The sequence below is a fragment of the Streptomyces sp. TRM70350 genome, from assembly GCF_019219825.1.
Classification (GTDB): Bacteria; Actinomycetota; Actinomycetes; order Streptomycetales; family Streptomycetaceae; genus Streptomyces.
The window spans coordinates 1-12,103 of sequence record NZ_JAHUXH010000046.1 but is presented as its reverse complement, the minus strand read 5'-3'; the positions used below and the strand labels follow the sequence as shown (position 1 = coordinate 12,103).

Genomic DNA, 12,103 nt, shown 5'->3' with positions numbered 1-12,103 from the left:
CGACGGCACGCCATGCGGAATGGCTTGTGGGCGTGCCGAGGCGGACGTGAGACAAGTCGGCGTCCCGCGAGGCAAGACTCACGGGCACGAACTGTCACGTCCGCGACACACACAAACGGTGCAGATCAGGAGGGGGCAGCGACGGAGGGGGCGCGTTGGGCTGCGCCATCGTCGCCATGGGAGAGCAGGCGGCGATGGGCTGCGGCAGAGCAGTGAGCGCCGGGGCCGCTGGCCCGTCCTGGGCGAGGACGGCCTTCGAAGCGGTGCACCGCTGCTCGGCCATCGGGCACTGCGCACTACGGTCCGGCGACTCGGCCATCGGCCCTGCGGCAAGCCCGGCGGCATCGGCCGACATCTGCCCGGACGCACGCTCACCAGCCAGGGCGGGAGGCGTCATCCCCATCTGGCCTGGCATGGTCATCGCGGGACGGGCCAGCCCGGACAGGCAGAGCACGAGCGCGCACACCAAAAGCGCCCCGGACAACACCCGGAGCGCGTGCGGCACGCGTCGCGACATGCCCGCCATGCTAAGCCACCGCCGTCAAGACTCATGAGGAACGCGACCGGCGGTCCGCCAGCCGTCACTGCGCGCTCTTGCAACCGTGGTCTCGGGGCTGACTGGTGCCGGTGTCCGTAGGCGCGCCCAGGCGCAGAATCCGAACGTCACTCGCTGGATGCGCTTCCCCGGCTGGCGGTCAGCCCGGCCGGACACCTCACGGGACGTCTCACAGGACGCTGCCGTACTCCGGGGTGGGGAAGGTGATCATCTCTGGCAGACCCCGGAGAGTCGGCGCAGGTACTCCTCCTCGTCGATCTCGCCAGCGGCGTAGCGACGTCGCAAGATGTCCTGCGGTGTCTCGACGTTGGCGGGCTTGCTCGCCGCATCTCGGGTCAGAGAGCGGATCAGCCAGACCAGTCCGACGATGAAGAGTGCCAGGAGGACGAGCCCGACCAGGCCCCACAGGGCCATCCAGGCGCCCATCCCGCTCATCATGCCGTTCAACCAGCCGCACATGGTGGTCTCACCCCTTTCACGGTAGCGCTGGGACCGGGTGCGGGGTCTACCCTCCGGCCAGTCGTAGCTGCTGGGCACGTCGACCTTCTGACCGGGACAGCTGCCGCGCCCTCGGTTTTCTTGACCTTGCCCTTGGGTGAAGGTTCTAGCGTCGTCGGCGTAGGCGCGAACCGAGAAGGGAGGTCACCTCATGGCATTGGTCGAAGGCGAGGTGTACCGCTGTCCGGACGCTGAGTGCGGCTGTGAGATCACCGTGACCAAGGGCGCGGCGCCGGGTCATGGCGGGGACCGCAATCCGACCTGCTGCTGCGGACTGTCCATGGAGAAAGTTCGCTGAGCCGAACCGAGCCGGGGCGGGAGTCGGACCGCCACCCCGGCGTTGTCCCGTCCCGGCCATCGCCCCCGCCGTGCCGTCCGATCGCTGACCAGAACCAGAGGAGACCCGACATGGACCAGGTGCTGTACGTACTTCCCGCCCTCGCCTGCCCCGTCGGCATGGGGCTGATGATGTGGTTCATGAGGCGCTCCCGGCGCTCCGATGCCGATCAGCCGCCGCACACCGCCCCCACCGCCGAGCAGGAGCAGGAGCTGGCGCAGCTACGCAAGGAGGTCGAAGCCCTTCGCGAGGAGCAGACCACGAAGACTGGCCTCCACAAGGGCTCCCCGGCATGACCGGCACCTGGATTCCCCTCGCCGCGATCGCGCTCGCCGCAGCCCTCACGTACGTGTGCTGCATCCGCCCGATGCGCAGCCACAACGGCTGCACAGCGGCGCCCGAGCGCACCAAGGAGAGCGTCGACGAGGAGATCCGCCGCGCCCGCGAGGAACTGCTCCTGCTGCGCGAGCAGGCCCCGGCCAGGCCGCCCCCGTTGCCGCTCCCGACCAGGGACCGGATATCACCAGATCGTGACCCGTCGGCCCCATGCGCACCGCCTCGGCCTGGCGGCCCCGGCTTCACGCGGCAATGCGCAGCCGCGCTCAACACCAGCACCGTCACAAAGGACTCCGATGGCCCTCCGTCCCCGCTCCGCCGCAGCTGCCGCTGCTCTGCTCGCGACCGTTCTGACCGCCTGCACAGGCGGTTCCGTCGGCACCACAGGCTCGGAGACTTCTCCTTCCGAGGGAATGGCCCTCAGTCATATCCATGGGCTCGGCGTCGACCCCGCGGACGGGCAGCTGTACGTCGCCACGCACCAGGGCGTCATCGCCGTGGCGGACGACGGCTCCTCCCAGCGGGTCAGCGACACCGCCGACTACATGGGCTTCACCGTCGCCGGCCCCAAGACGTTCCTCGGCAGTGGTCACCCCGCCGAAGGCAGCGGCGACCACGCCAACCGCGGCCTGATCAAGAGCACCGACGCAGGCAAGACCTGGAAGACCCTCTCCCTCGGCGGCGAAGTCGACTTCCACGCCCTGGACTACGCCCACAACACCGTCTACGGCTACGACAGCACCGGCGGCCTCCTGCGCGTCAGCAAGGACGGCAAGACCTGGGACGAGCGCGCCGAACTCGCCGCCCTCGACATCGCCGTCAGCCCCAACGATCCGGATATCGTGCTGGCCACCACCCAAAACGGCATCGCCAAGAGCACAAACGGTGGCAAGAGCTTCAGCCGCGGCGCCGAGCCGGTGATGGCCTACCTCTCGTGGACCAAGCCGGACGGGCTGTACGGCATCGACCCCACCGGCGCGCTGCACCACAGCACCGACGGCGGCGCCACGTGGAAGAAGACCGCCACTGTCCCCGGCGGGCAGCCCCAGGCCCTGACCGCCGTCGACGCCAACCGAGTCCTCATCGCAACCCAGGACGGCGTCTACGAATCCCGCGACGGCGGCAAGACCTTCACCCAACGCCTGCCGGTCACCCACACCACCGACTGACCGTCGGCCCGACGAGGATGTTCCCAGGGCGTTCCCATTGCGCATCTGAAGGCCTTCCAAAGAGGTTCCCTGGAAGGCCTTCAGTGCGCTGACCTGCAATTTTGTGGTGCGCCTTCGTGACTCGCTTTCGAACCCCAGTCGGCCCCTGGCGCGACTCTTCAAGGTGGTGGAAGACGGCGGGGGATGGGCGCCCCCGCAGGTGGAGCCGGTGATGCCGGACCCTGCGGTAGCAACAGAAGTCCGCGAGTGCCGGATGCTGTCGGCCGACGAGGTGACCGAGCTGGTTGAGGCGTACCGTCGGGGCGCCACTGAGCTGTCGCTCGCCCGTAAGTACGGCGTTCACCGCCACACGGTGGATCGTCAACTGGAACGCGCAGGTGTCGCCAAACGCCCAGTGGTCAAGATGACACCGACCAGGGTGGAGCAGGCCAAAGAGCTTTACGAGCAGGGACTCAGCACCAACCAGATCGGGAAGAAGTTCGGTATCAGCGGCAGCACGGTCTGGAAGGCACTGAAGCGAGCCGGGGTACAGATGAGGGCGCCGGTTGCGCGGTAGGCAGGCGGCGTACTTGCGCCACAGAAGCGCCCGGCCACGGGGGGAAGCCGGGCGCTTCGAGGTGGATCGTAGCCTTTGCGCTGGTACTTCACCAGGTCAGCGGTGCTTCTCGGCTTGCAGCAGGGCAGCAACGATGGTCTCGAAAGCCTCGACGTTCTTCGGCGACTTGATGCCCAAGTGCTGAGCGGCCAGCTGTGCGGTCAGCGGAGGACTCTGCTGGGCAGGTTTGTCCTCCAATATTCCAGCCGCTCGGAGTAGATCTTTCTGCTTCTCGCCAATGGCCGTAGCCAGGGGCTTGAGCAAGTCAGTTGGTACCTCGTAGTCGCCCGCGAGGATCTTGGATATATCTGCTTCCGACATACCTGAGGCTGCGGCCAGCTTGGCTTTGCCATCCCCTGATGATGAGCCGACCGCGAACCCCTTCCTGATGGCTGCTTCTTTCACAAATCGAGCAAACTTCCGTGCTGTGGCATCCGGCCGCTGCGCCATCCACTACCCCTTCCTTTACAGGAAGAAGTAGGATGCCATCCGCGCGCCGTTTCCGGTAGAGTGCAACCCCTCTGCAGTGCCGACGCAGACCTATGAGATTGCTGGACTAAGTCGTGCGGCGCAGTGTCACAACTCAATCGATCGTATAGATACGTTCGCCCTTATGGTTGTTTACCCATACATCACCGTCACCCCAGATGGTAACTGTGATAGTCCCGTGGTATCGCGTCGAGAGAACCTCGGCACCGTGGCTCTTGTATTCGTCAGAAGCATCAGTACTCGGCTTCTTGCCGACTGAGCAAATCACTACCTCTGGGGACATGGCATCGACAGCATCCTCGTGGTAACCCGACTCACGCCCGTGATGCGAAGCTTTTAGGATGTCGCACGCAATAGCATCCTCCCCAGGCTTGTCGAGGATAGACTTCCAAGCCGCCGCCTCCGCGTCGCCCGGCAGGATAACCGTACGACCTGCATATGTCATTTTGATAACGTAGGAGCAGTTGTTGTAGCTCTCACTCGCGGCGCAGAGATCGATAAGGTCTTGCGTCGGCGACAGTACTTCAATTCCGTCGTCGGCCCAATATTGCGCCGTAGCTCCTCTAAGATTCTTCAGCACCTTGTGCTTGCCGTCGTCAGGTCCCATGCCCGAGCCTAGGCATTTGTACACCAACCAATCAAGGTACGAAAATTTGCTGTGTTCAAAATCCGACTCCTCTAGATGCTTATCATGATCGACGTCCCAGAAGTTTTCGAGGCCAATCTTGTCCTGCCAAAAGAATCGATGCAGGCCACTCATGTGATCCATGTCAGGGTGGGTCTGAATGTAGCGGAAGACTCTCTTGCCTGAAAAATGCTCCGCGAAATAGTCCGCTGGATCGACCAGGAGAGATTTGTAGTAGTCCTCCCATGTTCGAAACTCGCCCTTAACCAGCTGCGAGCGACGGTAGCGGAAGTCGTATAGCGACATGCCCTTGCTTTCCGCCAGCGCTTCTTCGTCTGCCTCAGGAAGGCTCTTCGAGTTGTTGATATCAATCATCATCAACCGGCCTGACGGAAACTCGACGATCGTGCAGTCCCCGTGCCCGACATTGAGAAAATGGATTTTCATCATCGAAAGTCAAACCAGCCTTTCGGAAGTTGGGCGAGACTACTCTTGCGAACCTGATCTGGACTCGGCCTTCTCGGCAGCAAGGACAACCGCTGCTTGTAGCAGCTCGTAGGCATACCTCTCCGCTGCATTCTTCATCCGCACGGGCGAGGGAAGGACCCACCAGATAGCGAGACAGACGACGGTGGCAAGAAGGGCGAGAGAATTCGCGAGCGTTAGCGCAGGCTGATGGTCGACGTTCGCAAGCCACAGCATGTACGCCAAGACGCCGAGCACCACCAGGAGTGCAGCGCTCCGTCCGGTCCAACGGATGCCATAGAGATTTCGATGAAAGCCGTAGCTTCGGTTCTCGGCGCGTACGAGAGGGAACTTTGCTTCATCTCGGGTGAGGCTGCGGATCTGCCCTATGGCAACCTCGATCGCCTCATCGGCCTTCCCGGGGTTCGCCCGCTCGCTACGGGCCGAGGAAAGCTCGATCCCCGTTACAGATGCCACGGCCTTCCGCCAAGTCTCCCGCTGTAGTGAGTTCTGGCCCTCTTGCCGTAGACGGAGCTTCTGGACGGTCGGGGAGCCGCCCCATGATGCCCAGAGTGATTCTTGAACCTTCCGCCCCTGGTGACGCACCAGTTCAGCCAGGACGATCGGACCGCCGGCCAGTGAGAGCGCGGTGAGAACCGATACAACAATCGGAGCCTTGCTGAGACCGAGGACTGCCAGCGCAAGGCTGACTGGAAGCAGCGCGAGCAGGCCAGGCGCAAGCCGCGCCCGGCGTTCGTAGTCGTCGAGCCACAGCACGGCTATGCGTCCCCGCCTTCCTCTACTTGCGGATGCAGTGGTAGCGCCGTGATTGGGACGTATCCGGCTCGGCTGGGAGCGTCATAGGAGTGATGAATCGTCCGACCTTGTGTGGCGTAGACCGGGTAACCCCGTCGATGGAAGGCGTTCGTGGTTTTCTTTGCTGGGTGCTTGTTCTTCTCGTTCTTCTTCGGCGCGGACACGAACGCCTCCCCGAGGACGGTCGTCTCTCCCTTGGTACCGAGCAGGCGGTCGAGTAGTGATGGACTGACGTTGCGGCGGCTGCCATGGTGAGGAACCTGCACGAAGTCAAGGCTCCCGGGCTGGAAGCTCTCATCTTCGAGAACGTCGAGCGCTTGTCCGAGAGCGGGAATGCCAGCATCTCCGGTGAACAACAGCTTCCGGCCGTCCACTTCCAGGAGGCAGATGGCGCTGGTGTTGTTCTTGGCGGATGTCTCACCATCCTCGCCTAGCGTCTCGGTCCAGAGTGTCTCCGGCACCATTCTGGCGAGCAGATGCCGGATGGTCGCTTCCCAGCTCTTCTTGGCCTCCTGTGCAGAATCGGGCTCGACGATCTCAGCCAACAACTCCCGGTAGTAGTCCTCGGTGGGACCGAGAATGCGCAGGACGCCGTCGTCACTCGTCCAGTCAAGGAACGGTTCCTCGATGGGGACACCCTGCGCCTTGGCGACTTCTTCAATGTCGGTTGCGCCCTGAAGTGAGTCTCTCAACTCCGTACGCAGCGCCCGCGCGTTGAGGGAGAGGATCATCTTGGCTCGCGCCATGTCCGCGGAATGGCTCCAAGGCAGGTGCATGAGAAGCTTCTTGACGGTCATCTGCTCCAGGACGACCCGCAGCCCGTTGATGTGGTCCCTGTCCGGGTGGGTTGAAACCACAAGATCCACGATCCCGGTTCCGTAGTACTTGCGGATGTGCTCGACGAGCGCTTCGCCATCGTCGAGGTAGCCGCCGTCGATCACGATCACGGTCTGCTCTTCGCGTGGACCGTGGAGGTTGCCGTAACGAAGAGCGATGGCATCGCCACCGCTCGACTCCTCCCCGACGGGGAGGAAATCTATCTCGTAGCCCATGATCTTCCTTCAGCCATGGCCCCGCTGGGCGGATCGCACAAGAGTCGGGCGGCAGGACTTGCGGGCCTTCGCCTAACAGGCAACACACAGTAGCTGACTACTTCAAGATCTAATTACGCTCCGTCAAACTACAAGCCCACAAAAGGAGTAGACCACCGTCTTGACTGACTGAAAGTGATCATTCTCGATCTTTCGTGACCACCAGTTGTGCGCCCCTGGTGTCATGCGAACGCCATGTCACACATAGGAAACTCCAGACCCGGACGAGCTTCGATCACGTTCGGTGATGGCTTCGTTGCCGCATGCATTGGAAGGCTGAGGTCGACGTCCACGGGGTTGCTGCTGCAAGTGGCGTATAGAAATCAGTCGAACACTTCAAGGCGAGATTGAACGAGATCGAGACACAACACGTGTCAGAGGGCCACTACCAACATGAGTTGGTAGTGGCCCTCTGACTAGCTGCTCACGCCTGAGACCGGACCGTCGCGACCAACTGGTGGCCTACTCAACGCTCCGCATCTTCACTTGCGCAGCCAGCACCGGAATCGCCTCGATCTTCTCCGCCGTCAAGTCGTTCCAGACCAGCCCCCGTGGCCGGCGCCGGTTGGGGCACCGAATCACATCGTCCGGTGTCACGATCAGGTCCACGCTGAAGTCGTGCTCGGTCTCGGGGATCTCCTCGTCGACCACCTGGAGCTGGTGGACGGGCGCCACGATGACCGTTTCGTCGGTCACCAACCCCGCCTCGATCAGGAGCGCGACCTCTAGGTCGGAGTACCCGGCACCCTTGCCGATGCGCGCGCCGGAACGGTTGACCGCGACGCTGCCGCAGATCACGACGTCGATCGGTCGCATATCCTCGACGCCGATACGACGGGCGACCTGCTCGGCGCCCTTCTTCTCGGCTGCCTGCTCGACGGGGAGCTCGAGCGTCGCTGGGTCCAGCAAGTAGAACGGCTGGAGACTCGCCATCCTCGGCACGGCCATGTACAGCAGCTTGCCGTCCTGAAGCGCGCGGATGCGGACGGGTAGTTGGGCCCAGTCGGGGTTCGCCTTGACCGTCCGGGCTTGCTGCCACACATCCAGCTCGGCCAGGCGCTCGGCGGTCGCGCCGGCTCCGTAGAACCCGGGGATCTTGCCGTACGAGCCTTCCGGTACGGCGCCCTCGCGTTCCAATAGGCGCCACACCCGGTCGCGGACGGCTTCCTTGGCCTGGTCGATGTTCCCCACGCGTCCCACCCGTACCCGTTCTAGATCGCCGCCATGAGGGCGAGCAGGCGATCGTTGACGTCCTGCACCCATGGTTCGTGCCGCCACTCGCGAAGCTCACGACCAGCGGCAAACGCCAGGTTAAGCCCGCCGCCTCCGCGCGTCAGCTCAACGGCGTCGATCGTGCGGTGCAGGGTGTCCGCTGCCTCGTCGAGCTTGCGTTGGCGGATCTGCGACAAGGTGAGGTTGCCCAGCGCGATCGCCTGGCTCTTCTTCTTCGCTGCGAGCGCCCTGGCCGTCGCGCGCAGGATCGGCTCGGCCCGCTCGGGGAGATCAAGGAACAGATAGCAGGACCCCGACAGGCGACTGAACTCGTTGACCGTGTAGTACTCGGCCGCGACGTCGTCGACGCTGACCCGGTCGAACTGCGCCTCGGCTCGACGTAGGGCGTCCTCGCACGAGGTCAGGTTGCCCGTCATGGCGTACCCCTCGGCCACGTGCAGCAAGCTCAGCCCGGCGAGCGACGGACTGACCAGCATCGCTACTTCGGCCGCCTGTGCAGCCAACGACAGCCCTCTATGGGGATCCTTCTCGCCGTACAACGCGACGAAGCTCTTGCGGAGCGTCGCATACGCCTCGGCGCAGGGGTCACGAGCCTGCCGGGCCGCGGCTACGGCCTGGTCGAGATACGCGATCGAGGCGCCATGGTCGCGGCGCTGGCTGACGTCCCAGACCAACTGCCCCATGAACGTTGCTGACTCGGCCTCAACCTCGAACAGTGCCTTACGCACTCGGGGGTTGGCGGCGCTTTCGCGAAGCAGCTTCACCTGACTGTGGACCTGGCCGGCGGGCCCGATGAGCGCCGTCGAGGGTGCCTTGTCGTACTGCTCGTCGAGCTGGCGGATGCGCTCGTGGAGGTGGGCAACCGCCACCAGGTCGACCGACGCAGGGCGTTCGAGGACGTAGCTCATGCGCTCGCTGGGCCGAGCCTGAATGACCGTCACGTCGTCGAGGAGCGCCTGCAACTCGTCGGCCGTCACCTTGAGCGCCGCAGCTAACTTGGGCCGCATCCATGGCTGCGGCACGCTTTCGGCCGTCTCCCAGCGCACTACCGTCGAACGCTCGACGCCCAGGCGCTCGGCGAGCTTTTCCTGGCTGTAGCCCGCCGACTTGCGACGCTGCGCGAGCCGTATGCGCTTGCTCGCCATGTGCCGTGCCTCCCACAGTTCGGGGTGCGCCCAACCATAGCCAGGCGGGGGCTATTTGCCCAGGTCGGGCTGGTCAACGCCTCTTTTTTGCGGCAGTTCTACCCCTCGTACGCGCTGGGTTTCCCCAGGTCAAACGGCTTTTCTGGCTCGTATGCCGGTCCGGTGACGGAGGGGTAGAACCCGCCGCCGGACCGGATTCCAGACGCCGGAGGGAATCCAATGCGACCAGCAATCTACGGCTATATGCGCGTCGTCGGCAGCGACATTGAGGATGACGAAGCTCGGCGTATCAAGGGGGAGCTCGCCGACTATGCCACGCGCGAGGGCTTCGCGCTCGATCAGGTGTTCACGGAGAACATCCGGTGTTCCGAATCTGCGTTCTACGCCATGCTCGAAGCGCTGAAGCAGTACGACGTCAAGGACGTCCTGGTGCCGTCGCTCTGGCACTTCGCTCGGCTGCCGGGGCTCCAGGAAGCCATGCGCCAACACATCGAGCAGGAAACCGGCGCTCGTCTCTGGGTAGTTCAGGGGCGGCAGCAGTGAACCACCTGCCAGATTCAGCATTCGCCTACATGCGTGTGTTCTGCGACGCCACCGACGAGCAGCTCTACGCGATGGAACGGCGCATCGCCCGGTTCGCCGGCGCGCAGGGGCTCCAGCTCGCCACCATCTTCTGCGAGCACGACAACGGTTCCCAGGCGGTGTTCAACGAGATGGTCGAAGCATTGCAGCGCACCAAGACACAGCACCTGATCCTGCCGTCGCTGCGCCACCTGTCACCGCAACGACTGCTGCAAGAGGCCATGCTGACGCGCCTGGAGATCGACACCGACGCCGAAGTCTACGAGCTGAGTGATCGCCCGTGACATCTCCAATCGGCGGTAGCAGCCGACAAACGACGGGAGCGCAGCGGCCTCGCGTCCGCATGTCTAACCGCCTTGATCTTGCGGCAGTACTTACCGCGGTGAGCTGTTCACGTGCTTTCGCCAAGCTGACACTCGACACCTGGGGCGCGTCGTCCATTGTGGACGACGCGCTCATCGTCGTATCTGAACTGGTGACTAACGCGATAAAAGCAACCGGTGTCACGACGCCGCGCCCCAAATGGACCGAGCTGGACGAACTGAAATGCGTCACGGTGCGGTTGGTTGGGCTGGACGAATGCGTTGTGGTTGAAGTCTGGGACGTAGATTCGCACCTGCCAGAAGAGAGCGAGGCAGGGATCGATGCTGAATCTGGTCGCGGTCTATGGCTGGTTGCCGAGCTTGCAGGCAAGTGGGGCTCGTATCCAGTGGCGAACGGAAAGGTGGTTTGGGCTGAACTCTCACTCCGACCAACCAGCTCCCAACCGCCAGCACCGCCATTGACGAAGCGCCGACGGAAGCCGGTGCCTGAACCGCGAGTCCCGATTTTTATACAGCGTGATCCGTAGCTACTGCGGCGGGTTATGGCTGGCCTACAGGAGCTCAGATCGATGATCCCTGATGAGTAGGACGTTGCCAGCTGGCCAGTACCCCGCCTCAATGTTGAGGCGGGGTACTTATTCGACCTCCGTTAATGATGAATGTTGTTTATTTTACGTCTTTGCAAAATGATCAAGATGTGTCATAAATAGGTGCAGGTCGGGCGCAATACCCGACTTTACTCGTATATCGAGTAACGTTCCTACCTCGCATGGGAACATGCGAGAAGGAGGTGACCCGATGGGTCACAGGTTCGATCGCACCTGTTCGTGCAAGGGCTGTGGCCGGAAGGCCAAGGCCGCTGGTCTCACGCACTTCAGCGAGCGGGGCGGCTGGAGCGTTCCGATGGGTGGCGGTGACGCCGACGGCAACGAGATCACGGTCTCGTTCGGGGAGGGACGTCGCGAAGGCGAGACCCTCATCGGCGACGGCGACCGGAGCGAGATGAACTTCCTCGACTCCGACAACCACGACCACTACGGTTCCGGCCACGGTCCGAACGACAACGGCACCGATCGCGGCCAGTACAGCGGCCCCGGCCACTGAGTCGTAAGTCCCGAGTAGGACTATAAAGAACTCCGTCCTGAGCATGACGCAAAACGGCTCTCTTTTCATTAAGCCATTAAATCGCTATGCTAAACAGTATGAATATATCCAGCAATGACCAAATCCGTTTCGCGAAAGACATTATTGCACTCGCCGACAATACCTCCGACCCTAAGACCCTGGACCATCTAAAGGGGCTGGTATCGCTATTCGTATCCTGGGTGGGTGCAGAGAACGACGCTGCCGTTCTTCTAAGCGAGTTCATAGGTGAGCTAGCCACGATTGCGCACGGAGGTCAAGACACCGGCTGGAAAGATGATTTCAGACGGTCCCTCGACGCCTTGTTGGCTGAGGATCACAGTCGCGATCAGACCGTCGGTACCAAATAACACTACGATCTGAGACTGAAGTACCTGGTGTATAAGATAGGGCGGGAGCCCCTGAAAGCGACGTCTGTCGCCTCCAGGAGGTCCCGCCTGTGTGCTATCCCGAGCTTTCGCTCAAGGGTGTAGCGACGTACTACTCGTCAGACTTGCCTCGACGAGTGGCCGGACGGGAAGGTCCGGAATCCTTCTCTTCGCCCGTGGGTTCGCCATCGGGGCCGAATATCGCAGCGATGGCGTTGCGCCGAGTCTGCGCTTCACGCTCGATCTCGGCACGGATGGCTTCGGCCTTCTGCAGCACGGACGGGTCGGACTTGGTCCTCTCGATCCAGTGCTCCAGGGCCAGGCGGATCTCC

The 12,103-nt window shown here is 63.0% G+C and carries 17 protein-coding genes; 8 read left to right on the top strand and 9 right to left on the bottom strand.

Features of this window, described 5'->3' with window-relative positions:
- Positions 1-94 precede the first annotated feature (94 nt).
- A complete protein-coding gene (locus tag KWI83_RS35520) occupies positions 95-517 on the bottom strand; it encodes a hypothetical protein (protein ID WP_218518496.1) in 423 nt (140 codons plus the stop codon).
- 246 nt (positions 518-763) lie between these two features.
- The gene (locus KWI83_RS35515; RefSeq protein WP_256363268.1) at positions 764-1,015 is read right to left on the bottom strand and encodes an SHOCT domain-containing protein; all 252 of its coding nucleotides are present in this window, start codon (positions 1,013-1,015) and stop codon (positions 764-766) included.
- Between the two features lie 447 nt (positions 1,016-1,462).
- Here KWI83_RS35515 and KWI83_RS35510 point away from each other — a divergent pair, with 447 nt between their 5' ends.
- The 3 genes from KWI83_RS35510 to KWI83_RS35500 all read left to right on the top strand — a co-directional run bounded on the left by KWI83_RS35510 (position 1,463) and on the right by KWI83_RS35500 (position 3,452).
- Positions 1,463-1,687 carry a hypothetical protein gene (locus tag KWI83_RS35510; protein ID WP_218518495.1) on the top strand — a complete coding sequence of 75 codons (225 nt, stop codon included), beginning with the start codon at positions 1,463-1,465 and terminating at the stop codon, positions 1,685-1,687.
- 453 nt (positions 1,688-2,140) lie between these two features.
- The gene (locus KWI83_RS35505) at positions 2,141-2,896 is read left to right on the top strand and encodes a F510_1955 family glycosylhydrolase (protein ID WP_308122363.1); all 756 of its coding nucleotides are present in this window, start codon (positions 2,141-2,143) and stop codon (positions 2,894-2,896) included.
- Positions 2,897-3,002: 106 nt separating this feature from the next.
- Complete coding sequence (locus KWI83_RS35500) at positions 3,003-3,452, top strand: helix-turn-helix domain-containing protein (RefSeq protein WP_218518493.1); 450 nt, start codon at positions 3,003-3,005, stop codon at positions 3,450-3,452.
- A gap of 96 nt (positions 3,453-3,548) precedes the next feature.
- On the opposite strand, the gene KWI83_RS35495 is transcribed toward KWI83_RS35500, so the two are convergent.
- From KWI83_RS35495 to KWI83_RS35470, 6 genes are all read right to left on the bottom strand, one after another.
- The gene (locus tag KWI83_RS35495) at positions 3,549-3,941 is read right to left on the bottom strand and encodes a hypothetical protein (protein WP_218518492.1); all 393 of its coding nucleotides are present in this window, start codon (positions 3,939-3,941) and stop codon (positions 3,549-3,551) included.
- Between the two features lie 133 nt (positions 3,942-4,074).
- A complete protein-coding gene (locus tag KWI83_RS35490; protein WP_218518491.1) occupies positions 4,075-5,052 on the bottom strand; it encodes a ComEC/Rec2 family competence protein in 978 nt (325 codons plus the stop codon).
- Between the two features lie 39 nt (positions 5,053-5,091).
- On the bottom strand, positions 5,092-5,847 hold the full coding sequence (locus KWI83_RS35485; protein WP_218518490.1) for a hypothetical protein: 756 nt from the start codon (positions 5,845-5,847) through the stop codon (positions 5,092-5,094).
- A 2-nt stretch (positions 5,848-5,849) separates the two neighbouring features.
- Positions 5,850-6,938 carry a ComEC/Rec2 family competence protein gene (locus KWI83_RS35480; protein WP_218518489.1) on the bottom strand — a complete coding sequence of 363 codons (1,089 nt, stop codon included), beginning with the start codon at positions 6,936-6,938 and terminating at the stop codon, positions 5,850-5,852.
- Between the two features lie 501 nt (positions 6,939-7,439).
- On the bottom strand, positions 7,440-8,168 hold the full coding sequence (locus KWI83_RS35475; RefSeq protein ID WP_218518488.1) for a 5-formyltetrahydrofolate cyclo-ligase: 729 nt from the start codon (positions 8,166-8,168) through the stop codon (positions 7,440-7,442).
- 20 nt (positions 8,169-8,188) lie between these two features.
- Positions 8,189-9,355, bottom strand: coding sequence for a helix-turn-helix transcriptional regulator (locus KWI83_RS35470; RefSeq protein ID WP_218518487.1), 1,167 nt, complete (start codon positions 9,353-9,355; stop codon positions 8,189-8,191).
- A gap of 219 nt (positions 9,356-9,574) precedes the next feature.
- On the opposite strand from KWI83_RS35470, the gene KWI83_RS35465 reads away from it, so the two are divergent.
- The 5 genes from KWI83_RS35465 (at position 9,575) to KWI83_RS35445 (ending at position 11,753) form a co-directional block, all read left to right on the top strand.
- Positions 9,575-9,898, top strand: a complete 324-nt coding sequence (locus KWI83_RS35465; RefSeq protein ID WP_218518486.1) for a recombinase family protein — start codon at positions 9,575-9,577, stop codon at positions 9,896-9,898.
- Positions 9,895-10,221, top strand: coding sequence for a hypothetical protein (locus KWI83_RS35460; protein WP_218518485.1), 327 nt, complete (start codon positions 9,895-9,897; stop codon positions 10,219-10,221). The genes KWI83_RS35465 and KWI83_RS35460 overlap by 4 nt, the downstream gene beginning before the upstream one ends.
- A gap of 59 nt (positions 10,222-10,280) precedes the next feature.
- Positions 10,281-10,787: an ATP-binding protein gene (locus KWI83_RS35455; RefSeq protein WP_218518484.1), complete on the top strand. Its 507-nt coding sequence runs from the start codon at positions 10,281-10,283 to the stop codon at positions 10,785-10,787.
- Positions 10,788-11,058: 271 nt separating this feature from the next.
- Positions 11,059-11,364: a hypothetical protein gene (locus KWI83_RS35450; protein ID WP_218518483.1), complete on the top strand. Its 306-nt coding sequence runs from the start codon at positions 11,059-11,061 to the stop codon at positions 11,362-11,364.
- 98 nt (positions 11,365-11,462) lie between these two features.
- Positions 11,463-11,753: a hypothetical protein gene (locus tag KWI83_RS35445; RefSeq protein WP_218518482.1), complete on the top strand. Its 291-nt coding sequence runs from the start codon at positions 11,463-11,465 to the stop codon at positions 11,751-11,753.
- A 130-nt stretch (positions 11,754-11,883) separates the two neighbouring features.
- Here KWI83_RS35445 and KWI83_RS35440 read toward each other — a convergent pair.
- Positions 11,884-12,103, bottom strand: a 220-nt coding sequence (locus KWI83_RS35440; RefSeq protein WP_218518481.1) for a hypothetical protein, incomplete at its 5' end; no start/stop codon positions are given.